At 70.6% G+C, this 24,773-nt stretch carries 23 protein-coding genes; 17 read left to right on the top strand and 6 right to left on the bottom strand.

Annotation, left to right across the window (positions count from 1 at the left end; all coding sequences use genetic code 11):
- Positions 1 to 28: 28 nt before the first annotated feature.
- Both ACFY2X_RS14175 and ACFY2X_RS14170 read right to left on the bottom strand, forming a co-directional pair.
- Positions 29 to 1,477, bottom strand: coding sequence for an MFS transporter (locus ACFY2X_RS14175; RefSeq protein ID WP_389937531.1), 1,449 nt, complete (start codon positions 1,475 to 1,477; stop codon positions 29 to 31).
- A complete protein-coding gene (locus tag ACFY2X_RS14170; protein WP_389937529.1) occupies positions 1,474 to 2,076 on the bottom strand; it encodes a TetR/AcrR family transcriptional regulator in 603 nt (200 codons plus the stop codon). The genes ACFY2X_RS14175 and ACFY2X_RS14170 overlap by 4 nt, the downstream gene beginning before the upstream one ends.
- A 41-nt stretch (positions 2,077 to 2,117) precedes the next feature.
- Between ACFY2X_RS14170 and ACFY2X_RS14165 the strand changes: the two genes are divergently transcribed.
- From ACFY2X_RS14165 to ACFY2X_RS14155, 3 genes are all read left to right on the top strand, one after another.
- The gene (locus ACFY2X_RS14165; protein WP_389937526.1) at positions 2,118 to 2,252 is read left to right on the top strand and encodes a hypothetical protein; all 135 of its coding nucleotides are present in this window, start codon (positions 2,118 to 2,120) and stop codon (positions 2,250 to 2,252) included.
- An 88-nt stretch (positions 2,253 to 2,340) separates the two neighbouring features.
- Positions 2,341 to 2,829, top strand: coding sequence for a cupin domain-containing protein (locus ACFY2X_RS14160; protein WP_389937523.1), 489 nt, complete (start codon positions 2,341 to 2,343; stop codon positions 2,827 to 2,829).
- A gap of 273 nt (positions 2,830 to 3,102) precedes the next feature.
- Positions 3,103 to 3,567, top strand: coding sequence for an enediyne antibiotic chromoprotein (locus ACFY2X_RS14155; RefSeq protein ID WP_389937520.1), 465 nt, complete (start codon positions 3,103 to 3,105; stop codon positions 3,565 to 3,567).
- Between the two features lie 15 nt (positions 3,568 to 3,582).
- On the opposite strand, the gene ACFY2X_RS14150 is transcribed toward ACFY2X_RS14155, so the two are convergent.
- Entirely contained in the window at positions 3,583 to 4,965 is a 1,383-nt protein-coding gene (locus ACFY2X_RS14150; RefSeq protein WP_389937518.1) for an FAD-binding oxidoreductase, read from the bottom strand.
- A gap of 88 nt (positions 4,966 to 5,053) precedes the next feature.
- Positions 5,054 to 6,589, bottom strand: coding sequence for a class I SAM-dependent methyltransferase (locus ACFY2X_RS14145; RefSeq protein WP_389937516.1), 1,536 nt, complete (start codon positions 6,587 to 6,589; stop codon positions 5,054 to 5,056).
- Positions 6,590 to 6,971: 382 nt separating this feature from the next.
- Here ACFY2X_RS14145 and ACFY2X_RS14140 point away from each other — a divergent pair, with 382 nt between their 5' ends.
- The 8 genes from ACFY2X_RS14140 (at position 6,972) to ACFY2X_RS14105 (ending at position 15,502) form a co-directional block, all read left to right on the top strand.
- Positions 6,972 to 7,349, top strand: coding sequence for a DUF1801 domain-containing protein (locus ACFY2X_RS14140; RefSeq protein ID WP_389937513.1), 378 nt, complete (start codon positions 6,972 to 6,974; stop codon positions 7,347 to 7,349).
- Positions 7,350 to 7,723: 374 nt separating this feature from the next.
- The gene (locus tag ACFY2X_RS14135; protein ID WP_389937510.1) at positions 7,724 to 9,148 is read left to right on the top strand and encodes an extracellular solute-binding protein; all 1,425 of its coding nucleotides are present in this window, start codon (positions 7,724 to 7,726) and stop codon (positions 9,146 to 9,148) included.
- A gap of 327 nt (positions 9,149 to 9,475) precedes the next feature.
- On the top strand, positions 9,476 to 11,074 hold the full coding sequence (locus ACFY2X_RS14130; protein ID WP_389937507.1) for an MFS transporter: 1,599 nt from the start codon (positions 9,476 to 9,478) through the stop codon (positions 11,072 to 11,074).
- A 216-nt stretch (positions 11,075 to 11,290) separates the two neighbouring features.
- The gene (locus tag ACFY2X_RS14125) at positions 11,291 to 13,042 is read left to right on the top strand and encodes an amino acid adenylation domain-containing protein (RefSeq protein WP_389937505.1); all 1,752 of its coding nucleotides are present in this window, start codon (positions 11,291 to 11,293) and stop codon (positions 13,040 to 13,042) included.
- A gap of 41 nt (positions 13,043 to 13,083) precedes the next feature.
- The gene (locus tag ACFY2X_RS14120; protein ID WP_389937502.1) at positions 13,084 to 13,299 is read left to right on the top strand and encodes an MbtH family protein; all 216 of its coding nucleotides are present in this window, start codon (positions 13,084 to 13,086) and stop codon (positions 13,297 to 13,299) included.
- A gap of 118 nt (positions 13,300 to 13,417) precedes the next feature.
- Complete coding sequence (gene hppD, locus ACFY2X_RS14115) at positions 13,418 to 14,491, top strand: 4-hydroxyphenylpyruvate dioxygenase (protein ID WP_389937499.1); 1,074 nt, start codon at positions 13,418 to 13,420, stop codon at positions 14,489 to 14,491.
- A gap of 148 nt (positions 14,492 to 14,639) precedes the next feature.
- Positions 14,640 to 14,963, top strand: a complete 324-nt coding sequence (locus tag ACFY2X_RS14110; protein ID WP_389937496.1) for a hypothetical protein — start codon at positions 14,640 to 14,642, stop codon at positions 14,961 to 14,963.
- Positions 14,960 to 15,502, top strand: coding sequence for a dihydrofolate reductase family protein (locus tag ACFY2X_RS14105; protein WP_389937493.1), 543 nt, complete (start codon positions 14,960 to 14,962; stop codon positions 15,500 to 15,502). Before ACFY2X_RS14110 ends, ACFY2X_RS14105 begins: the two co-directional genes overlap by 4 nt.
- Positions 15,503 to 15,627: 125 nt before the next feature.
- Here ACFY2X_RS14105 and ACFY2X_RS14100 read toward each other — a convergent pair whose 3' ends face one another.
- A complete protein-coding gene (locus ACFY2X_RS14100) occupies positions 15,628 to 16,938 on the bottom strand; it encodes an acyltransferase family protein (protein ID WP_389937490.1) in 1,311 nt (436 codons plus the stop codon).
- A gap of 486 nt (positions 16,939 to 17,424) precedes the next feature.
- Here ACFY2X_RS14100 and ACFY2X_RS14095 point away from each other — a divergent pair, with 486 nt between their 5' ends.
- The 6 genes from ACFY2X_RS14095 (at position 17,425) to ACFY2X_RS14070 (ending at position 23,346) form a co-directional block, all read left to right on the top strand.
- Complete coding sequence (locus ACFY2X_RS14095) at positions 17,425 to 18,222, top strand: alpha/beta fold hydrolase (RefSeq protein ID WP_389937487.1); 798 nt, start codon at positions 17,425 to 17,427, stop codon at positions 18,220 to 18,222.
- A gap of 593 nt (positions 18,223 to 18,815) precedes the next feature.
- Complete coding sequence (locus ACFY2X_RS14090) at positions 18,816 to 19,988, top strand: ABC transporter substrate-binding protein (protein WP_389937484.1); 1,173 nt, start codon at positions 18,816 to 18,818, stop codon at positions 19,986 to 19,988.
- A gap of 40 nt (positions 19,989 to 20,028) precedes the next feature.
- Positions 20,029 to 20,895, top strand: coding sequence for a branched-chain amino acid ABC transporter permease (locus ACFY2X_RS14085; RefSeq protein ID WP_389937693.1), 867 nt, complete (start codon positions 20,029 to 20,031; stop codon positions 20,893 to 20,895).
- A complete protein-coding gene (locus tag ACFY2X_RS14080) occupies positions 20,892 to 21,881 on the top strand; it encodes a branched-chain amino acid ABC transporter permease (RefSeq protein WP_389937481.1) in 990 nt (329 codons plus the stop codon). The genes ACFY2X_RS14085 and ACFY2X_RS14080 overlap by 4 nt, the downstream gene beginning before the upstream one ends.
- On the top strand, positions 21,878 to 22,621 hold the full coding sequence (locus tag ACFY2X_RS14075) for an ABC transporter ATP-binding protein (RefSeq protein ID WP_389937478.1): 744 nt from the start codon (positions 21,878 to 21,880) through the stop codon (positions 22,619 to 22,621). The genes ACFY2X_RS14080 and ACFY2X_RS14075 overlap by 4 nt, the downstream gene beginning before the upstream one ends.
- 2 nt (positions 22,622 to 22,623) lie before the next feature.
- Positions 22,624 to 23,346: an ABC transporter ATP-binding protein gene (locus tag ACFY2X_RS14070; RefSeq protein ID WP_389937475.1), complete on the top strand. Its 723-nt coding sequence runs from the start codon at positions 22,624 to 22,626 to the stop codon at positions 23,344 to 23,346.
- Positions 23,347 to 23,406: 60 nt separating this feature from the next.
- Here the strand turns inward: ACFY2X_RS14070 and ACFY2X_RS14065 are convergent, their stop codons facing one another.
- A complete protein-coding gene (locus tag ACFY2X_RS14065) occupies positions 23,407 to 24,516 on the bottom strand; it encodes an LLM class flavin-dependent oxidoreductase (protein ID WP_389937472.1) in 1,110 nt (369 codons plus the stop codon).
- Positions 24,517 to 24,773 lie beyond the last annotated feature (257 nt).

The following is a 24,773-nucleotide window of genomic DNA, read 5'->3' as shown; positions in this document are numbered from 1 at the left end:
CGGAGAGATCATCCGACCGGCACCCGTCCTACCGCCCCGGCGCCACCGGGGCGGTGGCCGCCGGCTGTGCGGAACCGGTGCCGGAGTGACGGGGCAGCCTGCGCGCGAGCAGCGTGCCGGCCGCGGCCACGGCCGCGAGGACCAGCAGCGTGGTGCTCATCGCGGAGGTGAAGGCCGCGCCGGTCCAGCCTGGCCCGCCGCCCGCCCGGCCGGTGCCGCTCCCGGGCGCGGCGAGGGTCATCAGGCTCGTCGCCGCGGCGACCCCCAGGGTCGGGCCGACGTTCATCGCGGTCTGCTGGAGCCCTCCGGCGACCCCGGCGGCCTCCACCGGAGCGTGCTTCACGACGACGGCTGTCGCGATGACCATCACCGTGCCGAAACCGGCGCCGAGCACGAGAAAGCAGCCGGCGATCGTCATGGGGGCCGACGCCTGGTCGAGGCGGGACAGCAGGGCCACGCCCAGGGCGACGAGAGCCGTCGCCGCCGCGGCCACCCTGCGGGGACCGTACCTGCGCAGCAGCAGGCCCGCGACCGGCGCGCCCAGCACCATCGCCGCGGTCAGGGGCAGCGCTCGCAGGCCGCTCGCCAGCGGGTCCAGCGCGAGAACGTCCTGCAGGAAATACGTGGCGACGAACAGCGCGCCGAACAGCGACGCCGAGGCGGACAGCAGGATCCCGAGCGCCGAGGTCACGGCGGCCGACCGATACACGCTCGGCGGTACCAGCGGGTCGGCGGCGTGTCGCTCGTGCCGGACGAACGCGCCGCCGACGGCCGCACCGGCGACGAGTCCGAGCAGGGTCGTCGTCGTCCACCCGGTCTCCGGCAACTCGACGAGGGTGTGCACCAGGCACACCAGGGCCACCGCGAGAAGGCAGGCGCCGGGCAGGTCGAGTCCGGTGCGGGCGGCCGCCCTGGGCTTCGGTGACCGTACGGCGAGGGCCGCCACCCCGATCGCGAGCGCCGGCGGGACGTTGAGGAAGAACACGGCCCGCCAGCCAGGACCGGCCGCCAGGGCTCCGCCGATGACGGGACCGGCCGCGGCCGCCAGCCCGATGGCGCTGGTGCGTACCGCGATGGGCATGCTGAGCCGGTCGTGCGGGTAGGCGGCTCGCAGCATCCCCAAAGTGGCCGGTTGCAGCAGCGCGCCGAAGACACCCTGGACGACACGGAGGCCGATCACCCAGCCGACGTCGGACGCCAGGCCGATGCCGGCCGAGCTGGCGGCGAACCCCAGCACCCCGACGAGGAAGATCCGCCGGTGGCCGTAGAGGTCGCCCAGGCGACCCGCGAAGACGAGCAGGCTCGCCACCGCGATGAGATACCCGGTGCTGGTCCACTGGATCTGCGTGAACGAGGCGTGCAGGTCCCGCTGCATGGAGGGCTGCGCGATGGTCAGCACCGTTCCGTCCATGGCGACGACCATGGCCCCGACGACGCTGATGAGGAGGGTGAGGCGCCGGCCTCCTCGCCGCCTCAACGGGCTTCCGGTCCGAGGTGCGCGTCCAGCGCGGCACGCAACAGCGGCTCGATCTCGTCGGCTCCCACGGCGAGCTGCAGGCTTCCCCACCCCCACAGCTGGGCGATGCCGTGAAGGTTGGACCACAGAGCGCCCGCGACGACCGAAAGTGCCGGTGCTCCGTCCGCGTCCGCGTCCGCGCCTGCCCTCGCCTGGGCGACCAGGTCGACGAGGAGGCGGAAGAGGGGCAGGCTCGTCTCGCGCAGGCCGAGATGGTTGCTCTCCAGCAGGTCGTGCCGGAACATCAGCTCGTACATGCCGCGGTTGGACAGCGCGAAGTCGAGATAGCGGCGCCCCAGCTCCATGAGCCGGGCGCGAGGAGCCACCCGGTCGTCATCGACGACTTCGCCGATCCGGGCGTTCAGGTCGGCGAAGCCCTCACGCGCGATGGCGGACAGCAGGGCGAGGTGAGTCGGGAAGTAGCGCCGCGGAGCCCCGTGCGAGATCCCGGCCCGGCGGGCGATCTCCCGCAGGGACAGGCCCTGCGTTCCCTCTCTGGTCACCAGATCGACGCCGACCGCTATCAGACGGGAGCGGAGCCCCGTGTCGTGCTCGTTCATAGACACTGTCTACCAGGCGGCGTAGACAGTGTCTACTCGCGTTGCCGGTCACGACGCACATCGGCGTCGAGCGGTGGATCGAATCCGTCGCGCGGGGCGTGCTCGCCCTCGCTCATCTCGCGGTGGCTGTCGCACTGATCCCCGTCTTCGTCCGCACCTCACCGCGTCGTGAGTGAAGCGCCCGGGACCAGGCCTTGCGCGAAGCCCGCGGCACACCGTGGCGATGCTATAAAGCAGGACAAGAGTCGACCGAAAGGGCGAATTATGACGTATCCGGATCCGGCCTACTTTGGCGACAAGGGTGAGATCAACGCGACCTACCGCCCGGCGGCCCACGAGCCTGAGCTGACCTATCAGTCCGGCAACACGGTGCACTACCTGGCGACGGGAGCCTCCACCAACGGTCAGTTCGGCCTCTATCGCTGGGAGATGGGGCCGGAGCCGAGCGGGCCGGGCCAGCACTTCCACCGGTCGATCTCCGAGTCGTTCTTCATCCTCACCGGAACGGTACGGATCTACGACGGCAGCCGCTGGATCGACACCGAACCGGGTGACTTCGTCCACGTCCCTGAGGGTGGTATCCACGCATTCCGGAATGAGTCGGGCGCACCCGCGTCAATGCTGCTGCACTTCGCTCCGGGGGCTCCCCGTGAGGGCTACTTCGAGGGCCTGGCGGAGTTCGCCATCTCCGGCCGTCCCAGCGACGAGGAGCTGGCCGCCTTCTACTTCCGCCACGACACCTTCTGGCTCTGATCGAACGATCCGGGGCTGCTCGCGCGTAGAGCCGGGTGGTCGCCTCTTCGCCTCGCGTCGCGCTTTTGACGGCGATCGACCCGGGCGGGAGCGGTCCCGGCTTTGCCGTACGGCTTCCATGAAAACGGCCTATTTGTCCAGGCTTCGACTGGCAGGAAGCGGTTACCGGCAGGCAGCTTGATGACTCTGACTTCCCTGGTTTACGGGCTGTCGAGACGACAGAGTTGTTCTTGTAAGGACGAGCCCGAAGCCAAATAAAGGGGTAGGAAAGTGATGAAGGGCATGAGCAACCAGGGCAAGCTGCTTTCCAAGCTCGGCGTGGCCGCCGCGTTGGCACTGGGACTGACCACCGCCCTGCAGTCCGGGGCCGGCGCCGCCGTGCCGCCCACCGGCACCGCCGCACCGGCGATCTCCGTGACACCTTCGACGGCGCTCGGCGACGGTCAGACCGTTTCGGTCTCGGTCACCGGTCTGAGCCCGAACACGGTGTACCACCTCGGGCAGAGCGCGTTCGTCCAGTCCAACGTGCTCGCCTACAACCAGCCCGACTCCCGCGATGTGACCACCGACGGCAGCGGCGCCGTCACCGCGACGCTGACCGTGCGCCGCACCTTCCAGGGACGCACCGGCTCCGAGGGCACACCGGTGGGCACGGTGGACTGCGGTGCCGTCGTCTGCTCGATCGGCGTCGGCAACAGCGCCGGCGAAGGCGCCGGAACGCCGATCGCCTTCAGGTAGGCCGTTCGGGTGTGCTCAGGGGAGCGCGGTCGCGTTGGGGGCGATGTCGTCCCGGAAGCGGCCGGACGGATCGACCCGCGCGCGCACCCGATCGGCGATCCGCACACGCTCCGGGCTGAGGTGCCGTTGCGGCTGTTCGAAGCTCTCCACGAAGGAGGGCGTGGTCCGCCCGGTGTCCCACGGGCCCAACGCGGTGCGCACTTTCGCGCAGTGGCTCTTGAGCGCCTCCGCGGTGTCCGGGTCGAAAGCCGCTCCCGAGCCCGCGTAGGAATAGTGGGCATCGAGATGGTCGAGCGCGCCTCCGGCCGGGCTCGGCGTCGAATACGCGCCGCCGAGCTGCCGGAGCCCCGCGACCACCAGCGGCGACCCGGACCCCTCGCCGACCACCCGGAGGAACGCGGCGGCCCCGTCGTCACCGAGTTCGCCGAGCAGCATGTGATCTCCGACGACGGGGATGGGGTCGGTGGGATCCATGTGCGCCTGCAGCACGGCGGAGGTCGTGGTCAGCTGCCAGGTGTCGAGCACCGGATCGGCCACCGAGCGCAGCGGCCCGAGCAGGTCCTCGGCGTGCCGTCGCGCGTCGGCCGAGTCGCCGGTCGCGCTGAGCACCGCACCGTCCACCGACACCACCGGGCCCGCCGCCAGAGCGGGCGGGATCTGGGGCAGCGGTGGCAGGTTCATCACCCGCAGCGACGTCGTCACCTCCCGGGGCGCGTCCAGGGTCCACCGCCGCCACGCCGACAGCAGCCGTTCGGCGTGGACGGCGGGCCAGAACGCCGCCCCGGTGATGACCTGGGCGGCGGGGAACAGGTCGATCTCGACGGCGGTGACGACGCCGAACCCTCCTCCGCCGCCGCGCAACGCCCAGAACAGCTCCGGATCGGACGAGGCGTTCACCCGGCGCAGCTCGCCGTCCGCGGTGACCAGCTCGATCGCGCGGACGCTGTTGACGGCCAGCCCGACCTTCCGGCCGTAGAAGCTCAACCCGCCGCGCAGCAGGTAGCCGACGGCGCCGACGGTCGGCGACGAGCCGTGCGGGGCGGCCAGCCCGTGCGCGGCCGCGGCCTCGACCACCTCACCCCACCGCGTCCCCGCCGGAATGCGCGCGACCCGTCGCTGCGCGTCGATGTCGACACCGCCGCTCATCCGGGTCCGGATCAGCACGGCGCCGTGCATGGGGCGGACGGCGGCCGAGGCGTGCCCGGTGGCATGCACACGCACCGGCAGCCCCTCGGATTCGGCGTAGCGGATCGCGGCCCGGATCTGGTCGATGGTGTGCGCGGTCACCGCCGCCGCCGGCCGCGCCGGGGCGAACAGGTTGAAGACCTGCGTCGCGGCCTCGAACGCCGGGTCTCCGGGCAGCGCGATGCTCGTGTTCCGATCGTCGACCATGGTCATGGGCGGCGTACCTCCAGTCCGGTGATCAGTGCTGCCGTGCCTTCGCAGCCGGTCACGTGTCCGCTCCGCGGTGCCCGGATCATGTCGCTCATCCCGTCCGCTCGGCGGTGATGAAGACGAAGGTGCCGGGGCCCGACTCCTCACGCACCGTCAGCCCCGCCTTGGCCAGCCATCCCTTGAGCTCGTCGAGCTCGAACAGCCGCAGTCCTTCCGCGTGCTGGGGGAGGCGGTGGGCGGCCTGGAAGTAGCGGGCGACCCGGTCGGAGGACATCCGGAAGGTCATGATCGTGAAGGTGCCGCCCGGCCGCAGGCACCGGCCCACCTCGGCGATCGCGGCGGGCGCGTCGTCGGGGAAGGCCTGCAGGGCGTTCCAGCAGAGCACGGCGCCCAGCGTCGCGTCACCGAACGGCAGGTTGCTCGCGCTCGCCAGGACCGACGGCACCTCCGGCAGCCGCCCGCGCAGCACGGTCAACATGGCCGGGTTCACATCCAGTGCGATCACCCGCTCGGCGCCGACGGCCTTGGCCAGCGTGGCCGTCCAGCTGCCCGCTCCGGCCGCGAGGTCGAGCACCGGCCCGTCCACCGGGCGCACGTGCTCGGCGATGTAGGCGTCCTCGTCGGACCGTGTCACCAGACCGCCCCAGTTCGAGCCCGACACGCGCAGGAAGGCCGGCCGGGCCACCGCCTCGTAGAAGAGACCCATGGTCGGTATCTCCGACAGCTTCAGCAGGAAGTCGTCCTCGTCGTCGCGGACGCTCGCGAAGAGGTTGAGGACGCCGTTCGCGACCGGGTACGTCGACGCGCAGCCGGTGCACCGCACCCCGCTCTGCTGGAAGTCCAGCCGGCTGCGGCAGTTCGTGCAGCGGAACGCGTCCGCGTGCCGGGTGAAGATGTCGACGGCGGGACCGGACGGAGCCGTCCGGACGATGTCGCGAGCGGGGACCGAGGGGCTGCCGGCGGCCTCGGGAGTCCCGTTGCACACCGCCCAGTACGCCTTGCCGCCCGCGTGCCCCAGCACCGTGCGCGTGTCGTTCTCCCAGTTGTGGGCGATCTGCGCGGGAGTGAGCGTCTTGGTCCACGCCTGGTCGAACTCGCGCTCGGTGTCGTCCAGCGTCCACACCGACGGGGACGGGAACACCCGCCCCAGCACCGGGTTGTCCGGATCCAGCCGCTGCAGGGCGCGATCCAGCCTGCCCAGGTCGTCGGAGTCGATGTCCAGGGCCGAGGCGGCGGAGAGAACACGCTCGCGGTCCTCGGGGAAGTGCGCGAGCAGATAGAACAGGGCCAGCGACAAGGGTTGCCCCTTCACGCTGCGGCTCACCAGGTCCAGGTACCGGTCGAGGCCCTGCCGTACGGCCGCGGACACCTCGCCGTCGGCGGCGGGGTACTCCGCTTCGGCGAGCAACCCGAGAAGGATGGCCAGATACCCCTTGCGGTCGTCGTCGACCTGGTCCAGCCGCGCCACGAGTGCGGGCACCGCCGACAGGGCCAGGTCCGTCAGATCGCCGTCGTTCCACAGTGCGCCGGCCAGCCGCTGGAACTCCGCGTCAAGGCGGTCGGGGGTCGCGCCGGCGAAGGAGTCGATCAGCTCCACGACGGTCGAATGGGTAGTGGAAACACTCATGTGCACGTCCTTTCGTGAAAAGTGACGGGGTAAGCCGGCCCGCACCCAGGTGCCCGGCCAGGCGGCCACTTCCGCAACCCGACTCGCTCCAACCCGCGTCCGGCGAGACACTCGCCCATGAGATCGTCACATCGGCGCCTGGCCACGTCTTCTCCCAGCGTGCTGACCGGCCTGTGCGTCCCACCGGCCTGTGCGTCCCACCGGTCCGTGTGACCCACCGGTCCGTGTGACCCGCCGGCCTGTGCGACCCGCCCGCCGGTGTCGCCGGTGGCCCGCCGGGCAGTTCGATTGAGCAATCCAGAAGATGCGGCCCCGGCAACCAGGAGATCACGATGGATCGGCAGCGGCATCTGGCCGGACATCATGCGAAAGGGAGATCGGCATGGCGAAGTTCGCGACCGTGGAGGAATACCTCGCGGCCCTCGCGGAGCCACTGCGGGAGATCTGGGACAAGGTTCGGCCGGTCATCGACGCGGCGTTGCCCGGGGTGAACATGGCCCTGTGGTACGGCCAGCCGACGTGGGGCATGGGAAGCGCTCCCGGCAAGTCCCCGGTCGTCTTCATCAGGGCGTACTCGTCGTATCTGACGATGGGTGTGTGGCGGGGCAAGGAGATCTCCGACTCGTCGGGCCGGCTGGAGGTCGCCGCGCGGGGTGTGGGGAACGTCAAGCTGCGCAGCGTGGCCGACATCGACGCCGAGCTGTTCACCGACTGGCTGAGCCAGGCGCTGGAGCTGGAGCGGGCGGAGCAGAAGGGCTGACCGGGCCGGGACCGCACGCGGCCCGAGGCCGCGTACGCGCGATCCGCGACCGTTCATGATCTTGAGGCCGTGTGCGGGCCGTACGGCCCGCACACGGCCTTTTCCATATGCCTGACGGGGGACGCCTGGCGGGGACGCCTGACGAGGTGAAACAGCAATCGTGGAGATGTGGGCGCGCCGTTCGACGCGAATCATGGGTCTCAGGCAGTTCTTTTTCCCACGGGCTCAGCCGCCGGGAAAGCGGTGAACAGGTGGCCGGCGCGGTCCCCCTGCCTGCCGCCTTCCGGTAGCGGCCAGGTTCCTGCTGGTGAGGCTGGGTTCAGGTGAACGACCGAGACGCCATACCCCAACCCCGACGAGCAGGAAGAGATCGCATGAACAGTAAAGTCGTCATCGACGTCTGGGTGGCCGATCTGACCTTTCCGGGCTACATGGACCGGTTGAGGAGACTGGCTGAGGAATTCGACGCCGCCCACCCGGAATATCACGTCAACATTCGGGGCTGCGATTTCCGGACGCTTCCCCTGGAGATTTCCCAGGCGGCCGCGCAGGGGCGTCCGCCGGCCGTCGCGGAATGCTACTTCTACATCACCCAGGCGGCCCGGGACATCCTCAAGAACGACGGCACGCCGCTGTTCACCTCGGTGGAGAAGGCTATCGGCGGCCGTAAGGAGATCCTCGGCGAGCCGGTCGTGATCGACGACATCATTCCGGCGGTGCGGGACTACTACACCTACGACGGCGACCTCACCTCCATGCCGTCGGTCGCCACGACGATGCTGCTGTACGCCAACGCCGACCTGCTGCGTGCGGCCGGCGTCTCCGAGATGCCGCGCGACTGGGACGAGGTGGAAGCCGCGTGCGGGAGGATCGCCGAGCTTCCGGACGGCCCGTCCCACGGGATCACCTGGTCCAACCACGGACTGTTCTTCCAGCAGGCGATCGCCGTGCAGGGCGGCCTGCTCGCCGACCACGACAACGGCCGGTCCGGCCGGGCCACGAGCGTCGACCTCGCCTCGAAGGAGATGCTGGCCTGGGCCACCTGGTGGCAGCGGCTCCACCAGGACGGCCACTACCTCTACACCGGCAAGATCCCCGACTGGGAGGGCACCTTCAAGGCCTTCGCCACCCAGGAGGTGGCGTTCAGGATCACCTCCTCCAACGACCTCAACTACATGGTCCAGGCGGCCGAGAGCGGCGGCTTCGGCATCGAGGTGAGCCGTTTCCCCGACAACGGCCGGGCTCCCTACGGCGGCAACGCGCTCGCGGGCACCTCCCTCTGGCTGGCCGACGGCCTCGACGAGGTGACCCGGGACGGCGCCCTGGCCTTCCTGCAGTACATGCACAACCCGCACAACGCCGCCGACCAGCACAAGGCCAACAGCTTCATCCCGGTCACCAACGCGTCGTTCGCCCTGCTGGAAGAGGAGGGGTGGTTCGACAAGCACCCGTACCACCGGGTGGCCAGCGACCAGCTCAAGACGTATCCGGCGCACCGGGCGACCGGCGGCCTTGACGCGGCCACCCCGCCGCCGTCGTGGGGCGCGCTGTTCGGGGACTTCGCCGGGGTCCAGGACGTCATGACGCGGGCCATGGGAGACGTGCTCACCCACGGCGCGGATCCGGTCGCCCGGTTCACCGAGGCCACCGCCGAAGCCCAGAAGCTGCTGGACGACTACCGGGCCGACTGCCTCCAGGCGGGACCGCGCAGCCCCGACACCCTGAGGGTGGAGTTCTTCCGGGACGCTGAGCCGTACTCCGGCGCCGACCTGGAGAACGTCGTCCAGCTCAACCGCTAGCGCGGTGCCCGCACACCCTCACCAGGTTCGAGGCCGTCCCGGACGCCGGTACGGCGAGCGTCCGCTGTCATGCCGGTCCACCGTGCCAGCATGACAGCAATCGGGGAGATGCGCGCGTGCCGCCCGGCGAGGGACGCTTTTGTCGCACGACGAGACGGCCGATCCACCAAATCAGACACGTCTCCACCACACCAGACACGTCGGGAACCCGGGCGCGCAGGCGGCGGAAGGCCGGCCGGCTTCTGCCGCCTGCCACGTCCTGAGCGAGTACCGCAGGCCTGGGCCGCGGGGTGAACGGCCGAGCGAGACGACGAAAGGAGTAGGAACGTGACTGTTGCGGATGCACCCAAGGCTGGGCGGCGGGAGTGGGTCGGGCTGGCGGTGCTTGCCCTGCCGACATTTCTCGTGGCCATCGACATCTTCGTGCTGCTGCTGGCGCTGCCCCACCTGAGCGCGGCCCTGAAGGCCGACAGCACCCAGCAGCTGTGGGTCATGGACATCTACGGGTTCATGCTCGCCGGGTTCCTGGTCACGATGGGTACCCTCGGCGACCGGATCGGCCGCCGCAAGCTGCTGCTGATCGGCGCGACCGCGTTCGGCATCGCCTCGGTGCTGACCGCCTTCTCCACCAGCCCGCAGATGCTGATCGCCTCCCGCGCGCTGCTGGGCATCGCCGGGGCGACGCTGATGCCCTCGACGCTGGCGCTCATCACCAACATGTTCCACGACCCCAAGCAGCGGGCCACCGCCTTCGGCCTGTGGGGAGGCACCTTCACGCTCGGCGCGCTCGTCGGCCCGATCATCGGCGGCTTCCTGATGGAGAGCTTCTGGTGGGGGGCGGTGTTCCTGCTGGCCGTACCGCTGCTGCTGTTGCTGCTGATCCTGGGCCCGATCGTGCTGCCCGAATACCGCAACGACCAGGCCGGCCGGCTGGACCCGGCCAGCGTCGTCCTGTCCCTGGCCACCATGCTGCCGATCATCTGGGGCATCAAGGAGCTGGCCCGCGGCGGCTGGCAGCCGCTGCCCGTCGCCGCCATCGTGATCGGCGTGATCGCCGCCGTGGCGTTCGGGCGGCGGCAGCGCCGGCTGAGCGACCCGCTGCTGGACCTGGGCCTGTTCGGTAACCGCTCCTTCAGCACCGCGCTGATCAGCCAGCTGTGCTACAGCGTGGTCGGGGGCGGAACCATGCTGTTCATGATGCTGTACTTCCAGGCTGTCGGAGGGATGTCGACGCTGCAGGCGGGCTTCGCGATGCTGCCCGGAATGGCCGCGGCCACCGCGGGCTTCATGGTGGCTCCGATACTCGCGAGCCGCTTCCGCCCGGCCTACGTCATCGCGGCCGGCATGACCGGCACGGCGGCCGTCCTGGTGGCCTTCACCCAGGTCGGCGCGACCTCCGGGACCGCGCTCCTGATCATCGGGTTCGCCGTCTTCTCCTTCTGCGGCGCCCCGCTGGTGGCCCTGGGCACCAACCTGGTCGTCGGGTCCGCCCCGCCGGAGAAGGCCGGATCCGCCGGTTCGCTGGCGCAGATGAGCAACGAGTTCGGCGGCACCCTGGGCGGCGCCCTCCTGGGCACGATCGGCTTCGCCCTGTACCGCAGCCACGTCGCCGGCACCATCCCCGCGACCGTCCCGGCCGACGCGGCCGAGGCCGCCCGCGACAGCATCGCCGGGGCCGCGGCGGCGGCGGGCAAGCTTCCCGAGCAGCTCGGCGCGGCGCTGCTCGGCCCCGCCAACGAGGCCTTCGCCAGCGCGCTGAACGCCGTCACCGCGATCGGCGCCGTCGTCCTGGCCGGTGTGGCCGTCCTCATCGGGACCATGCTCAGGCACGTGCCTCCCATCGGCCAGGCCGCGCCGGCTCCCGGCGGCGAGGACGGCCAGGCGGACGCGGTGGCTCCCGTGGCGGCGTCGAGCCCGTCGGCGTAACGCCGGGGCAGGAGCCCGGGACCGGCCCGGTCGCGGGCTCCGGGCGGAGAGGCCGTCTCGACCTGGTCAAGACGGCCTCGCCGCCACCTGATCGTCGCGGTTTCCGCCGGCGCCGCCGTACACCGGGCACGTGATGATCCGAACCGGCGGGCCGTGCGGTGCCGCCGACCCTATCCGCGCCGTCGGGCTTCGGGAATGAACGGATTGGAGTACGTGATGGCTTCCTCTTCCATCCAGGGACGTTTCGCCGAGCAGGTCAGCCGGGTGCCGGACGCGGTGGCGGTGTCCTCGGGAGACGTCCGGCTGACCTACCGGGAGCTGGACGAGCGGGCCAATCAGCTCGCGCACCGGCTGCTGGGCCTGGGCGTGCGCCCGGAGGCCCCGGTGGCGGTGCTGATGGAGCGCTCCGCCGACCTGGTGGTGGCGATCCTGGGAATCATCAAGGCCGGGGCGTTCTACATGCCGCTGCACAGCGCCTACCCCCTGGACCGCATGCAGTGGATCGTCGACCAGACCGCGGCGCCGGTGCTGCTGGCCGACGAGGCCATGCGGGAGCGCGGCCTTCCCCGGTGCGGGCAGACCGTCATCGTCGACACCGACCGGGAACTGCCGGCGTCGCCGGTGTCCGATCCGGGAGTGGAGATCCACCCCCGCCGGCTCGCGTACGTGATCCACACCTCCGGCTCGACGGGGCATCCCAAAGGTGTGGCGGTCACGCACCGGGATGTGCTCGGCCTGGCACTCGACGGATGCTGGGACACCGGTCACCATGAGCGGGTGCTGATGGTCGCCCCGTACGCCTTCAACGTCTCCACCTACGAGCTGTGGGTGCCGTTGCTGCACGGCGGCCGGATCGTCGTGGCCCCGCCCGGGGACCTGGACGTCGCCGTCCTGCAACGCCTGATCAGCGACAACGAGATCACCGGCATCCACCTGACCGCCGGGCTCTTCCGGGTCCTGGCGGATGAGGCGCCGCAGGCCCTCGCCGGTGTGCGCGAGGTGCTGACCGGCGGTGACGTGATCGCGCCGGCGGCGGTGCGGCGGGTGCTGCAGGCGTGCCCGGACACGGTGGTCCGGGCCATGTACGGCGCCACCGAGGTGACGCTGTTCTCCACGCACTCGCCGATGACGGCTCCGTACGAGCCGGGGGCGAGCGTGCCGGTCGGCGGCCCGATGGACGACGTCCGGCTGCACATCCTCGACGACCGGCTCAACCCGGTCCCCGACGGCGTGGTGGGCGAGCTGTACATCGCCGGCCGCGGCCTGGCGCGGGGTTACTACGGCCGCGCGGACCTGACGGCCGAACGCTTCGTCGCGAATCCGTTCGGGGCCCCGGGCGAGCGGATGTACCGCACCGGTGACCTCGTGCGCAGGAACGGCGACGGCCTGCTCGAGTTCGCCGGACGCGCGAACGACCAGGTGAAGATCCGAGGTTTCCGGGTGGAGCTGGGGGAGATCGAGGTCGTTCTGGCGAAGTATCCGGGGCTGGCCCACGCCGCCGTGGTCGTGCGGGAGAACGAGTCCGGCGAGAAGCGGCTCGCCGCCTACGTCGTGCCCGAGTCCGGGGACGTCGACGTCGCCGCCCTGCGTGCGCACGCGGCCGAGTCGCTGCCGGAGTACATGGTGCCGTCGGCGTTCGTCGTGATGGACGCCCTGCCGCTGACGCCCAACGGGAAGCTGGACCGCCGGGCGCTGCCGGAGCCCGACTTCGCCGAGGGCGCGGCGGCCTACCGGGCCCCTCGCGACGCGCGGCAGGAGGTCCTGTGCTCGCTGTTCGCCGAGGTGCTGGGCGTGGAGCGGGTGGGAATCGACGACAGCTTCTTCGACCTGGACGGGCAGTCGCTGCTGGCGATGCGGCTGACCAGCCGCATCAGGACGGTTCTCGGCGTGGAGGTGTCGGTCGGCGACCTGTTCAACACCCCCACGGTGGCCGGTCTGTCCAGGCTGCTCGAAAGCGGCGTGAAGTAGGCGCCACGCATATCGAAACGGAGACTGGAAAGAGAGCCGAGATGACGAATCCTTTTGACGTCCAGGAGAGCCTCCACTCCGTACTGATCAACGAGGAGGGGCAGCACTCCTTGTGGCCGGACTTCGCCGACGTCCCGGCGGGCTGGACCGTCGTGTACGGCCCGGCCGGCCGGGACGCCTGCGTGGACTACGTGAACGCGCACTGGACCGACCTGCGGCCACGCAGTCTCGCCAAGCACGTGGGCACTTTCTCCTGAGCCCGGTTCAGCGCCCGGCCGGGCCGACCCGCCGGGTTCCCGTTTGCACGGCACGCCGATTGGACGACTAACGGAGATGTTATCTATGGCCTCGTCAGCGACACGGATCTTCGAAGACATGCTTCTCGATCACGTTGAGTTCTACGTCAGCGACATCGAGGCGAAAACGGACTGGTTCGTCGACAATTTCGGTTTCTCGGTCTACGCGGCCACGGACGTCTCCGGCGAGACGGCGGAGGTCCGTTCGGTGGGACTGGGAGGAAACCAGATCAGGCTCGTGCTGACCGAGCCCCGGATGAGCGACCACCCCAGTGCCGCCTACGTGGAGAAGCACGGTGACGGCGTGGCCAATCTCGGACTGCTGGTCGCGGACGCCGCCGCCGCGTTCGAGGAGGCCGTACGGCGTGGCGCCCGCCCGGTGTCCGCACCGGTCCGGCACGGCGACGTGGTGACGGCCACGATCATGGGCTTCGGCGACGTGGCGCACACCTTCGTGCAGCGCGCCGACAGCGTGGACGAGCGGACGCTTCCGGGGCTGCGGCCGGTGACGGGGACGGCGTCCGGCACGGACAACGGGCTCGCCGAGGTGGACCATTTCGCCGTGTGCGTGGAGGCCGGGCAGATCGACTCGACCGTGGAGTTCTACCGGCAGGTGCTCGACTTCGAGATGATCTTCATCGAGCACATCGTCGTCGGCTCGCAGGCGATGACCATCAAGGTGGTGCAGAGCAGGTCCGGCGCGGTGACACTGACACTGATCGAGCCCGACGTGTCGCAGGCCGCCGGCCACATCGACGAGTTCCTGAAGCACCACGGCGGCGCCGGCGTGCAGCACATGGCGTTCACGGCCGATGACATCGTGGAGGCGGTGGGCAGGATCGGCGCCAGGGGAGTGGAGTTCCTGAGCACTCCGGACGCCTACTACAGCCTGCTGCCGGAACGGCTGGAGCTGGGCCGATACTCCGTCGACGAGCTGCGCAGGCTCGACATCCTCGTCGACGAGGACCACGACGGGCAGCTCTACCAGATCTTCGCCAAGTCCGTCCATCCGCGTAACACCTTCTTCCTCGAGCTCATCGAGCGGCTGGGGGCGCGCTCCTTCGGCAGCGGCAACATCGCGGCGCTGTACCAGGCCGTGGAACTCCAGCAGAGCAGGGAAGAGCTCCAGCGGGACGGCGAGCAGGCCGCCTGATCCAGGCGGAGGCTCAGCAATCTGGAAGAAGTGAGTCCGGGGAGCCGGTTGATACGGTGTGGCGGTGATCAAGGGCTCCGTGGTGGCGGGGGTTTCGCCGGACCTTGCGCGCTCAGCTCCCGCGTGACGTGGACAGGCTCGTCACGGGGTGCCCGAGACCGCCGGACGCCTGGCGGTGCTCGCGGCGGACGGCCTGCGTGGTGCGTCTCGGCGGCGATGCCGTACGGCCACGAGCCCCCATGAAGGTCACGCTCGGCGCGCCCCTCCGCGGGTGCGGGAGGCGACGGCCGCGGGCCCCGGATCCGATGCCCGGTTCGCGGGACGCGACGGGCAGTCCTGGCTCCACCGCTCGACCGCCCGATCCGCCGTGGTCAAGGGCGGCGGCCTCGCCGTCACCGGGCGGCAGGCCGTGTCCGGGCGCGGTGAACGAGTGGACGACCACCACCGACCGAACTCCAAGGAGATGTCATGAGAAAGATCGTCGCAGCGTTCTTCATGTCGCTGGACGGCGTCGTGGAGGCGCCGCAGAACTGGCACTTCCCCTACTTCAACGAGGAGATGGGGGAGGCGGTCGGCGCTCAGGCCTCCGAGGCCGACGCCATGCTGCTGGGCCGGCGGACCTACGAGGAGTTCGCCGCCCACTGGGCCGACAAGGGCAGTGACGTGCCGTTCGCCGACCACATCAACAACACGACCAAGTTCGTCGTCTCCTCGACCCTGGAGACGGCCGAGTGGCGCAACTCGACGCTGATCCGTGACGACGTCGCCGGGGAGATCGCCGAGCTGAAGCAGCAGCCCGGCAAGAACATCCTGGTCAACGGGAGCGCCACCCTCGTCCGGTCGCTGCTGCGCGACAACCTCCTCGACGAGCTGAGGCTCCTGGTTCACCCGATCATCGTGGGCAGCGGCCAGCGCCTGTTCGCCGACGGGGCCGAGCAGAAGGGCCTGAAGCTCATCGAGTCGAAGACCTTCAGCACCGGCGTCCTCTCCCTCGCCTACCACCCGGCCTGATCCGCGCGCCGGCTGATCCGCTGCGGCGGTGAGGACATGACGAGCAGAGGGTGTTCGAGGCCCGTCCGTGACGACGGACCTCGAACACCCTCGCTTTTTCCTCGGTGCCCCCCTGGATCGACGGTCTAGTCGATCGTCGCCATGGACGAGGGGGACTCGGCCTGGCGCGGGATCCCGATGCCGCCCGGGGCGGCGTTCCTCGCGGCCCTCGCTTTGATCATCCGGCTCGTGAGCCGCGTGATGGGCTGCTCGACGGCGTAGTAGCTCAGCGTGGCGACCGCGACGGTTCCGATGAGCACGGGAATCTCCAGCTCCCAGAAACCGTACTTACCCAGCAGCGTCTGCACCGGGACGATCTCCCCGAAGATGCTTCCGCTTCCGAACCACAGGTACATGACGACGAAGTGCCAGAGATAGATCCCGTAGGAGACGCGTCCGAGGAACAGCATCGGCCGGTTCTCCAGCACCGTCCTCATCAGCCGCGAGCTCGCGCCGGGCACGACCAGCGGCGCCATGACCAGGAAGGAGAAGAGCAGGACCGTCGCGGCCTCGACGAACGCGGCGGGTGAGTTCTTCCAGTCAGCCGTGCCCGGGACGGCGAACGGCTGGGCGCAGACGATGGCGTAGACGACCAGCGCCGCGAGCCAGTAGAGGTTCGGCCTCCTGGCCGCCAGGCGGTGGAACGCGGGCGCCTTCTCCGGCGCCACCTCGGCGACGACGGACCAGATGGCCAGTGCCATCCCGATGGCCCAGAGGCCGATCACGGTGAACGGGTAGAAGAACTGGGGACCCCAGGTGGTGTACTTCCAGTGGATGTAAACGGCCCACCCCAGCTGGATCAGCACGAGGACGCCCAGCGGGATCATCATCCGGCGCGCCTTCCGCACCGGGTCGGTGCCCTTCCCGGCGATCCGGTGCATGAACCAGGCGAACAGCGGCAGCAGCAGGTAGAACTGGGCCTCGGCCGGCACCGTCCAGTCCACGTCGAGGCCGACGTAGTAGTGGGAGTCGTAGACGTGCAGCAGCGCGAACGGGCGCAGCACATCCCACACCCCTTGGATCAGGGAGAAGTTGAGCGCCAGCAGGCAGAAGGTCGTCACGAGCCAGAAGGCGGGCAGGAGCCGCGCCACGCGCCTCGCGAAGAACTGCCCCAGGGCCGGCCTCGGGGTGCCGGCGATGGTCATGCGGGCGAACGGCCGGTAGAGCAGAAGGCCGGACAGGATGAAGAAGGGACCGATCGCCATCTCCAGGCCGATGGCGATGATGGAGAAGAACCCGGCGCGGGGTGGTCCAGCATCCTTGGACAGGACAATCGTCGCAAATGCGACATGGGTGGTGAGGATCGATACCGCGCAGATCCCGCGTATCCCGTCGAGTATCGCAAAGCGCTCCCTGGCGCGTGTGGCTAGGCGGGACGCACTTTCGGTCACCGTCATATGCCCCCCTTTGGGTTGATGGGTGCGCTAAGTTTCACTCCCGATAGTCCGCCCTGCATCTTCTGGATTGCGGTTATAGGGGTATACATATGCCTTCATATATGGAGAATGATCACCCTGGAATCGTGCGTTCCCTTGATGCGGCAGCCCTGCCGTCACATTCCATGACGGCCCGCGCCGTGGGCGCGGCCCTTCGGGTCCGCGATACGACCCGCAAAACAGCAATTCAGAAGATGCGGCGGACGGCGTCTGCGGGGATGATGGACCTGACCTGGGCCGGATCATGCCCAAAATGGCTCACTCGCCGATTCGACGGCCTTCCGTCCGACCCCGGTGGGGCGGCCCGGCTCTGGTCGAAAAGGTCCGCAAGCCCAGTCCGAACCGGGAGGTGGAGGAGACGACGATGCGCTACGCGGCGCTGCTCGAAACCGATGAGAACTCGCTGTTCGGACCTGCGAGTTTTCAAACCAGTTTCAAGGGAGAATCATGCCGAAGGTAACGTCAAAGGACGGGACGCAAATCGCGTTCGACAAGAGAGGTCGGGGACCGGCGGTCATTCTGGTCGACGGCGCGTTCGCGAATCGCTCGTTCGGCCCGAACGGCGAGCTGGCCGAGGCCATGGCGGAGCACTTCACCGTGTTCAACTACGACCGCCGGGGCCGTAACGAGAGCGGTGACACCGCGCCGTGGGCGATCGAGCGCGAGATCGAGGACATCGAGGCCCTCGTCGAAGAGGCCGGTGGGTCGGCGCACCTGTACGCCATCTCCTCCGGCGTGCCCCTCGCCCTCGCCGCGGCGAACCGCAGCCTGGTCATCAACAAGCTGGCGCTGTACGAGCCGCCCTTCATCGTCGACGACAGCCGCACGCCGATGTCGCCCGACTACGCGGCGGAGGTCGACGCGCTGTTGTCGGCGGGCCGCCGAGGCGACACGGTGAAGCTCTTCATGACCAAGGCCGTGAAGGTTCCCTCGATAGCCGTCTTCATCATGCAGTTCACCCCCGCGTGGTCGAAGCTCAAGTCCGTCGCGCACACGCTCCGCTACGACACCGCCCTCATGGAGGGCACCTGGGCGGGCCAGCCGCTGCCGGCCGAACGATGGAGCTCCGTCACGATCCCCACGCTCGTGATGAGCGGGGGGAAGAGCCCGGCGTGGATGCAGAAGTCGGCGAAGACCCTGGCGGAGGTCCTCCCGAACGCGCGGCATCGCACCCTGGACGGCCAGACGCATCTCATCAAGGCGAAGGTCCTCGCCCCGGAACTGGTGGATTTCTTCGCCGGTTAGGTCTGTTTTCCGGATCTTCACAAGTCCTGGCCCGGGACCGCTCCGGGCGGTCCCCGGCGGGGCCCACGACGGGCCCCGCCTTTCGCATGTCATGCCCATGTCCCCGGTACGGGCGACGGTCTTCGTCTTCGTCCCGCTCGGGCCCACCCCGCACAGGCTCGTCCCGCACAGGCTCGTCCCGCTCGGGCGGACAATCCCACCCGGAGTGAGCAATTTCGGAGAAGACAGCGGAAACGACCCCCTGCGAACATTCATCCACAGAGCATCCGGGGGTGGGCCGCATGGATGCCTGAGGCGGTTGGATCGGGGGCCGCCGGTCGCCGACGGCGCGAGCCCCACTGGCGCCGCTCGCCGCAGTTGTGACGTGGACCGAGCCGGTCACGAGCCGGCGGAGCCGATCGACAGGGTCGAGGGAGCATCGACCCCGGGTACCCGCGCCGACGGGGCTCGCCGCTCCGGCCTCGATCGGTGGAGGGGAGGCCTGCGTGGCAGCGAAGGCCGGCATACGCCTGGCGGTCACCCGCCGGGAGAGCGGCGGGAGGTCCGACCCGCACCGGCCCCGCAGCCAACCCCTTGACCCTTCGGGAGCGGATATGCACCTAGGACGAACACGACGCGGCCTGGCAGGGCTGCTGACCGTCATCTCGGCGGCGGCGGCGGCGGGCTGCGGCAGCGGCGGCGCCGGCAGCGGCGGCGTGAAGATCGGATTCGTCGCGAGCCTGTCCGGCACCTACCAGGCGGCCGGTGAGGACATGCGCGACGGGTTCCAACTCTACCTGGACACCCACGGCGGCAAGTTCGGCGGGCGGAAGGTCACGCTCGCCGTGGCCGACGAGGGCGACGGTCCGGCCACCGCCCTGCCGGCCGCGACCCGGCTGGTCAAGCAGGAACGGGTGGCGGCGCTGGCCGGGGTCGTCGCCAGCGGGGCCTACCAGGCGATCTCCGCCCTCACGGTCGAGAACAAGATCCCGCTCATCGGATCCAACGGCCGGCCGCCGGTCAAGGACACCTCCTGGCTGTGGCACACCAGCTTCATCTCCGACGAGCCGGGCGCGGCCATCGCCCCCTACGTCAAGGAGAAGGCCGGCGGCCCGGTCTGGGCGATCGGCCCGGACTACCAGGGCGGTCACGACCAGCTGGGCGGGTTCACCGACGTGTTCACCCGGCTGGGCGGCAGGCTGGCCAACCCGGACGGGAAGCCCACGTGGACGCCGTTCCCGGCCACGACCAACTTCCTGCCCTACTTCACCCAGATCAAGAACTCCGGCGCGAAGGCCGTGTACGCCTTCTACGCGGGCAAGAGCGCGATCGACTTCGTCACCCAGTACGCCCAGTCCGACATCAAGGACCTGCCGCTGTACGGGGCGTTCCTGACCGAGGGCGTCCTCAAGGCCCAGGGCGCGTCGGCCGAGGGCGTCTGGAACGTGCTGAACTATTCCCCCGACCTGGACAACCCGGCCAACCGCGCCTTCGCCGCCGCCTGGTCCGAACGCCATGACCGCCCGCCCACCACGCAGGCGATGGCCTCGTACGACGCCGCCGCCGTTCTCGACGCGGCCATCGCGAAAGTCCAGGGCGAGGTGACCCCGCAGAAGATCAACCAGGCGATCGGCGAGCTCGGGCAGATCGACAGCCCCCGCGGCCCCTGGAAGTTCTCGTCGAAGACGCACTCCCCGATCCAGCGCTGGTATCTGCGCGTGGCACGCCGCGACGGAACCCAGCTGTCCAACCGGGTCGTCCAGGACCTGGCCGTCGTCGGTGCCTAGGGCCACACCCGCGACGCAAGGGAGGACCGCCGTGAACCTGATGGACGCCTACCTGATTCCCGCCGTCGACGGGCTGGCCTACGGGCTGCTGCTGTTCACCGTGGCGGCGGGCCTGACCCTCACCTTCGGTGTCGGCGGCGTGCTCAACCTCGCCCACGGCACCCTGTACGCGGTCGGCGCCTATGCCGCCGTCGCGCTCGGCGACGGCAGCTGGGCCGGCCTCGGCCTGGCCGTGGCGGCGGGTACGGTGGCCGGCGCGGCCGGCGGCGGGCTGCTGTCGATGGCGCTCGCCCCCCTCACCGGCCGCGGGCACCTGACCCAGGCGCTGCTGACGTTCGGGGTGGCGTTGGCCGTCGGCGCCGTGCTGGTGCTGACCTTCGGCGCCGACGACCTGCGTCCCACCGTCCCACCGGCGCTCGACACCGCCGTCGCGATCGGAGGGCATCGCTACCCGGTCTACCGGCTGGGGTTCATCGTCGTCGCCGCGGTGGCCGCCGTCTGCGGCTGGCTCGTCATCCGCCGTACGCGTGCCGGTGCGCGGGTGCGGGCGGTGGTCGACGACCGTGACATGCTCGCCTGCCTGGGCACCAGCCCCCGCGTGGTGCTCGCGGCCGTTCTGTCCGCCGGGGGAGCACTCGCGGGACTGGCCGGTGCCCTCGGCGCACCGATCATCGGGCCGGGGCCGCGCACCGCCGACACCGTGCTGCTGCTGTCCATGGTCATCGTGGTGCTCGGCGGGCTCGGCTCGATCGGCGGCGCGTTCCTGGCCGCCGTCGTCGTCGGCCAGGTGCAGAGTCTCGGCGTCGTGCTGGCGCCCGCCTGGGCACCGTACCTGCTGTTCGCCGCCATGGCGGCCGTTCTGGTCCTGCGCCATCGGCACGTGCCCGTCTTCGGAGGGCGCTCATGAACCCCGTCCTGCGAGACCTGTCCGCCCGTCGCACCCCCGCGCCCGCCCTGGTCTGGGGACTGCCGCTCGTCGTCATGATCTCCGCCGCGTGGACGGTCGAGCCGTACGCGCTGAGCGTGCTGGCCCGCGTCCTCTCCCTCGGGCTGCTGGCGGTCAGCGTGGCGATCCTGACCGGCACCGCCGGGCTGCCCACGCTCGGGCAGGTCGCCCCCTACGCCGTCGGCGCATACACCACGGCCCTGCTCGCCCGTGCCGGTGTCACCGCAGGCCCGGCCCAGCTCGCCGCCGCGGCCCTGGCCGCCGCGCTGTTCTCCGTCCTGGTCGGGCTGGCCGTGGTCCAGGCCCGGGGGATCACCTTCCTCATGGTCACCCTCGCCGTCGGGGAGCTGACCGCGGTCACCGCCGGGCAGTGGAAAGCGGTCACCGGCGGCACCGACGGCCTCGCGGGCATCCCCGCCACCCAGCCGGTCTGGGGCGCGCCGCCGCTGGTCGACGACCGGGCCGTCTACATGTACGTGCTCGTGGTGACCGCCGCCGTGACCGCCGCCGTGTGGCTGGCGCTGCGGTCCCCGGCGGGACTGCTGGTTCGCGGCTGCCGCGACCACGAGGCCCGCATGCGCGCCAGCGGGCACCCCGTCACCCGCTACCTGCTCGCGGTCTACACCGCCGCCGGCGCCGTGGCCGGTGTCGGCGGGGCACTGCTGGTCACCGGCCAGCGCTACGTGTCACCCCAGGACGTGGGGTTCGAGGTCTCGGCACTGGTGCTGCTGGCCGTGACCATCGGCGGTGCCACCTCCCTCGCCGGAGCGCTGTCCGCGGTCGCGGTGGTGGTCGCCGTGCGGGAATGGGCCGCAGGGTCGATGCCCGGCCACGGCCCCCTGCTGCTGGGAGCCCTGTTCGTCGTCGCCGTCTACCTGCTGCCCGACGGCCTGGCCGGGCTGGGCCGGCGGGTTCGCCGCAAGCCGAGGGAGGTGCCGTCGTCATGACCGCGCTGCTGGACGTCACCGGCCTGGTCCGGCGTTACGGACCGCTGGTCGCCGTCGACCACGTCGACCTCCACCTGCCCGCCGGAGCCAGGCACGCGCTGATCGGCCCCAACGGGGCGGGCAAGAGCACCCTGCTCAACCTGATCGCCGGCACCGTACGGCCCTCGGCCGGGCGGGTCCGGCTCGCCGGTCGCGACATCACCCGAGCGGGACCGGCGACCCGGGCCCGCCTGGGCATCGCCCGCACCTTCCAGACTCCCGCCGTCCTCGATTCCCTGACCGCGCTGGACAACCTCGCCGTCGGCGCGTGGCGGCACACCGGCGTACGGCGCAGATGGCGCGAGTCCCGGCGCCGGGAGCCGGCCCGCCGGGACCTGCTCGACGCCCTCGGCCTCGGCGCGCAGGCCCAGCTGGCCGCCGGAACCCTCTCCCACGGGCAACGCCGGATGCTGGAGATCGCCGTCGCGCTGGTCGCCGAGCCCGCCGTACTGCTGCTCGACGAGCCCGCGGCCGGGCTCGGCGACGATGACCTGCCGCGGCTTCTCGCGGCCCTGCACCGGCTGCCGGCCGCGATGGCGGTGCTGCTCATCGAGCACAACCAGGACCTGGTCACCGCCTTCGCGGACACCGTGACCGTGCTGCACCACGGGCAGGTGCTGGCCACCGGAACCCCGCAGGAGATCCATGGACATCCGGCCGTGGCCGAGGTCTATCTCGGCACACCACAGGAGGTGAGCTGACCATGTCGCTGTGCCTGGACCAGATCAGCGCGGGCTACCACGGTGGCACCGCCGTTCACCGGATCTGCCTCACGGTGCGGGCCGGTGCCGTTCACGCACTCGTCGGCCACAACGGCGCCGGCAAGAGCACCCTGCTGGACACGATCGCCGGGCTGATCCGTCCTTCCACCGGACGCGTCCTGCTCGGTGACCGGGACCTCACCCGGCTGCCCGCCCACCGCCGCAACCGCTCCGGCATCGGCTACGTGCCCCAGGGCGCCCGCGTCTTCGCCTCACTGACGGTCGCGGAGCATCTCGCGATCGCTCACCGCCGGACCTCCGGCGCGCCGGAGGGCTGGACCCGTCAACGGGTGTTCGACCTGCTGCCGCGCCTGGCCCAACGGCGCGACCATCGTGGGGCGCAGCTGTCCGGTGGTGAGAAGCAGATGCTCGCCATCGCCCGCGCCCTCCTCACCCAGCCCCGCCTGCTGCTGCTCGACGAGCCCACGGAGGGGCTCGCCCCCGCCGTCGTCGAACATATCCAGCACGTCGTCACCGCCCTCGCGGCCGACGGCATCGGCATCCTGCTGGCCACACCTCAGCCGGGCTTCGCCCAAGCGGTCGCCGACCAGATCACCGTCCTGACCGCGGGGCGCGTCACCACCCGGCTCGCCGCCGACACCGTCCGCGCGGCTCCCGGCCGGTTGCACACCGCGCTCGCCCCGGCCGGCCCGGTGGTCCGCTGATCCCGCCCGCTCCGCCTGTCCCCGGCCTCCGCCTGTCCCCGGCCTCCGGCCGTGCGGAGTTCAGGCAGGTGTCCCGGCGACCGGTTCGGCGAGCAGCCCGCGTTTGCGCAGCAGGGGCATCACACCCTCGCCGAAGGAGTAGGCCTCCTCCAAGTGCGGCTGCGCGGAGAGGATCAGGTGGTCCAGGCCGAGCGCGTGATACTCCTCGATGCGCTCGGCCACGTCCTCGTGGCTGCCGACGAGCGCGGTTCCGACGCCGGGACGGACCAGCCCGTAGCCCGCCCAGACGTTGGGGTAGACCTCGAGCGCGTCCGTGCTGCCGCCGTGCAGGGCCGCCATCCGGCGCTGCCCCTCGGACTCGGTGTCGCGGAAACGCTTCTGGGCCTGGCTGATCCTCGCCGGGTCCATTCCCTCGACCAGCTGCCGCGCGACCTGCCACGCCTCCGCTGAGGTGTCCCGGCTGATGACGTGGAACCGGGTGCCGAACCTCAGCTCGCGGCCCTGGCCGTCGGCCAGCTCCCTTGCCTGCTTGACGAAGTCCGCCATGGCCCGCGGCGGCTCGCCCCAGGCGAGGAGGACGTCGGCGTGCCGGGCGGCCACCTGCCTCGCCGCGGCCGAGGAGCCGCCGACGAAGACCTCCGGCCGGACCGGGTGCGGGCGGGCCAGCAGGCCGCCGGAGATCCGGTAGTGCGTGCCGGTGAAGTCGAACCGCTCGCCCGGCCAGGCGCGCAGGAACACGTCGAGGAACTCTTCGGTGCGTTCGTAGCGCTGGTCGTGCTCCAGCCAGTCGCCGTAGCGCCGTTGTTCGTCGGCGTCGCCACCGGTGACGATGTTCAGCTGCAGGCGCGAGCCCGAAAGCCGCTGGAAGGTGGCGGCCGTCTGGGCGGCCAGCACCGGCGAGACGAGACCGGGCCTGAGCGCGATCATGAACTTCACCCGCCGGGTCTTCGCCGCCAGCGCGGACGCGACGACCCAGGGGTCCTCGCAGAACAGCCCGAACGGCGTCAGCATGCCGGTGAAACCGAAGCGGTCGGCGGCGAGCGCGACCTGGGTCAGGTAGTCGATGTCGGGCTCGCGGCGGGCACCCGGCGACGCCGGTCCCGCGCTTCGCTTGGCGACCTCCCGGCCGTCACCGTGCGACGGCAGGAACCAGTGCATCTCTAACGGCATGTCACTCCTTCCACGTGGGTGCTCGCCGGAACGCGGCGCCGTACCCGGATGACGAAGGCCGCTCCATGGCTGCCGCCCAACTCGCACGGTAACCCAACAGCGCGCGAGGATCATGGGCGCAGCCGCAGGTCAGCAACCTAGGAGAAGGGGGAGTGGCCCGCGGCTTCGATGCAGCACTCCAGGAGATGCCTCGTGAAGCGGCAGGCCGTGACGATGGCGTGGTGGGGACGGTGAATCGGTCGTTGCTCGCCTACCGG

Source organism: Streptosporangium sp. NPDC000396 (assembly GCF_042898655.1).
GTDB lineage: Bacteria > Actinomycetota > Actinomycetes > Streptosporangiales > Streptosporangiaceae > Streptosporangium.
Note: the sequence above shows the minus strand (reverse complement) of the source record. Positions and strands in the feature narration are given on the sequence as shown.

Excerpts from the sequence above, each read along its gene's own strand:
- ACFY2X_RS14170 (WP_389937529.1), bottom strand. The coding sequence starts at position 2,076 with ATGAACGAGCACGACACGGGGCTCCGCTCCCGTCTGATAGCGGTCGGC.
- ACFY2X_RS14160 (WP_389937523.1), top strand. The coding sequence starts at position 2,341 with ATGACGTATCCGGATCCGGCCTACTTTGGCGACAAGGGTGAGATCAAC.
- ACFY2X_RS14155 (WP_389937520.1), top strand. The coding sequence starts at position 3,103 with ATGAAGGGCATGAGCAACCAGGGCAAGCTGCTTTCCAAGCTCGGCGTG.
- ACFY2X_RS14150 (WP_389937518.1), bottom strand. The coding sequence starts at position 4,965 with ATGACCATGGTCGACGATCGGAACACGAGCATCGCGCTGCCCGGAGAC.
- ACFY2X_RS14145 (WP_389937516.1), bottom strand. The coding sequence starts at position 6,589 with ATGAGTGTTTCCACTACCCATTCGACCGTCGTGGAGCTGATCGACTCC.
- ACFY2X_RS14140 (WP_389937513.1), top strand. The coding sequence starts at position 6,972 with ATGGCGAAGTTCGCGACCGTGGAGGAATACCTCGCGGCCCTCGCGGAG.
- ACFY2X_RS14135 (WP_389937510.1), top strand. The coding sequence starts at position 7,724 with ATGAACAGTAAAGTCGTCATCGACGTCTGGGTGGCCGATCTGACCTTT.
- ACFY2X_RS14125 (WP_389937505.1), top strand. The coding sequence starts at position 11,291 with ATGGCTTCCTCTTCCATCCAGGGACGTTTCGCCGAGCAGGTCAGCCGG.
- ACFY2X_RS14120 (WP_389937502.1), top strand. The coding sequence starts at position 13,084 with ATGACGAATCCTTTTGACGTCCAGGAGAGCCTCCACTCCGTACTGATC.
- hppD (WP_389937499.1), top strand. The coding sequence starts at position 13,418 with ATGCTTCTCGATCACGTTGAGTTCTACGTCAGCGACATCGAGGCGAAA.
- ACFY2X_RS14105 (WP_389937493.1), top strand. The coding sequence starts at position 14,960 with ATGAGAAAGATCGTCGCAGCGTTCTTCATGTCGCTGGACGGCGTCGTG.
- ACFY2X_RS14100 (WP_389937490.1), bottom strand. The coding sequence starts at position 16,938 with ATGACGGTGACCGAAAGTGCGTCCCGCCTAGCCACACGCGCCAGGGAG.
- ACFY2X_RS14095 (WP_389937487.1), top strand. The coding sequence starts at position 17,425 with ATGCCGAAGGTAACGTCAAAGGACGGGACGCAAATCGCGTTCGACAAG.
- ACFY2X_RS14090 (WP_389937484.1), top strand. The coding sequence starts at position 18,816 with ATGCACCTAGGACGAACACGACGCGGCCTGGCAGGGCTGCTGACCGTC.
- ACFY2X_RS14085 (WP_389937693.1), top strand. The coding sequence starts at position 20,029 with ATGGACGCCTACCTGATTCCCGCCGTCGACGGGCTGGCCTACGGGCTG.
- ACFY2X_RS14080 (WP_389937481.1), top strand. The coding sequence starts at position 20,892 with ATGAACCCCGTCCTGCGAGACCTGTCCGCCCGTCGCACCCCCGCGCCC.
- ACFY2X_RS14075 (WP_389937478.1), top strand. The coding sequence starts at position 21,878 with ATGACCGCGCTGCTGGACGTCACCGGCCTGGTCCGGCGTTACGGACCG.
- ACFY2X_RS14070 (WP_389937475.1), top strand. The coding sequence starts at position 22,624 with ATGTCGCTGTGCCTGGACCAGATCAGCGCGGGCTACCACGGTGGCACC.
- ACFY2X_RS14065 (WP_389937472.1), bottom strand. The coding sequence starts at position 24,516 with ATGCCGTTAGAGATGCACTGGTTCCTGCCGTCGCACGGTGACGGCCGG.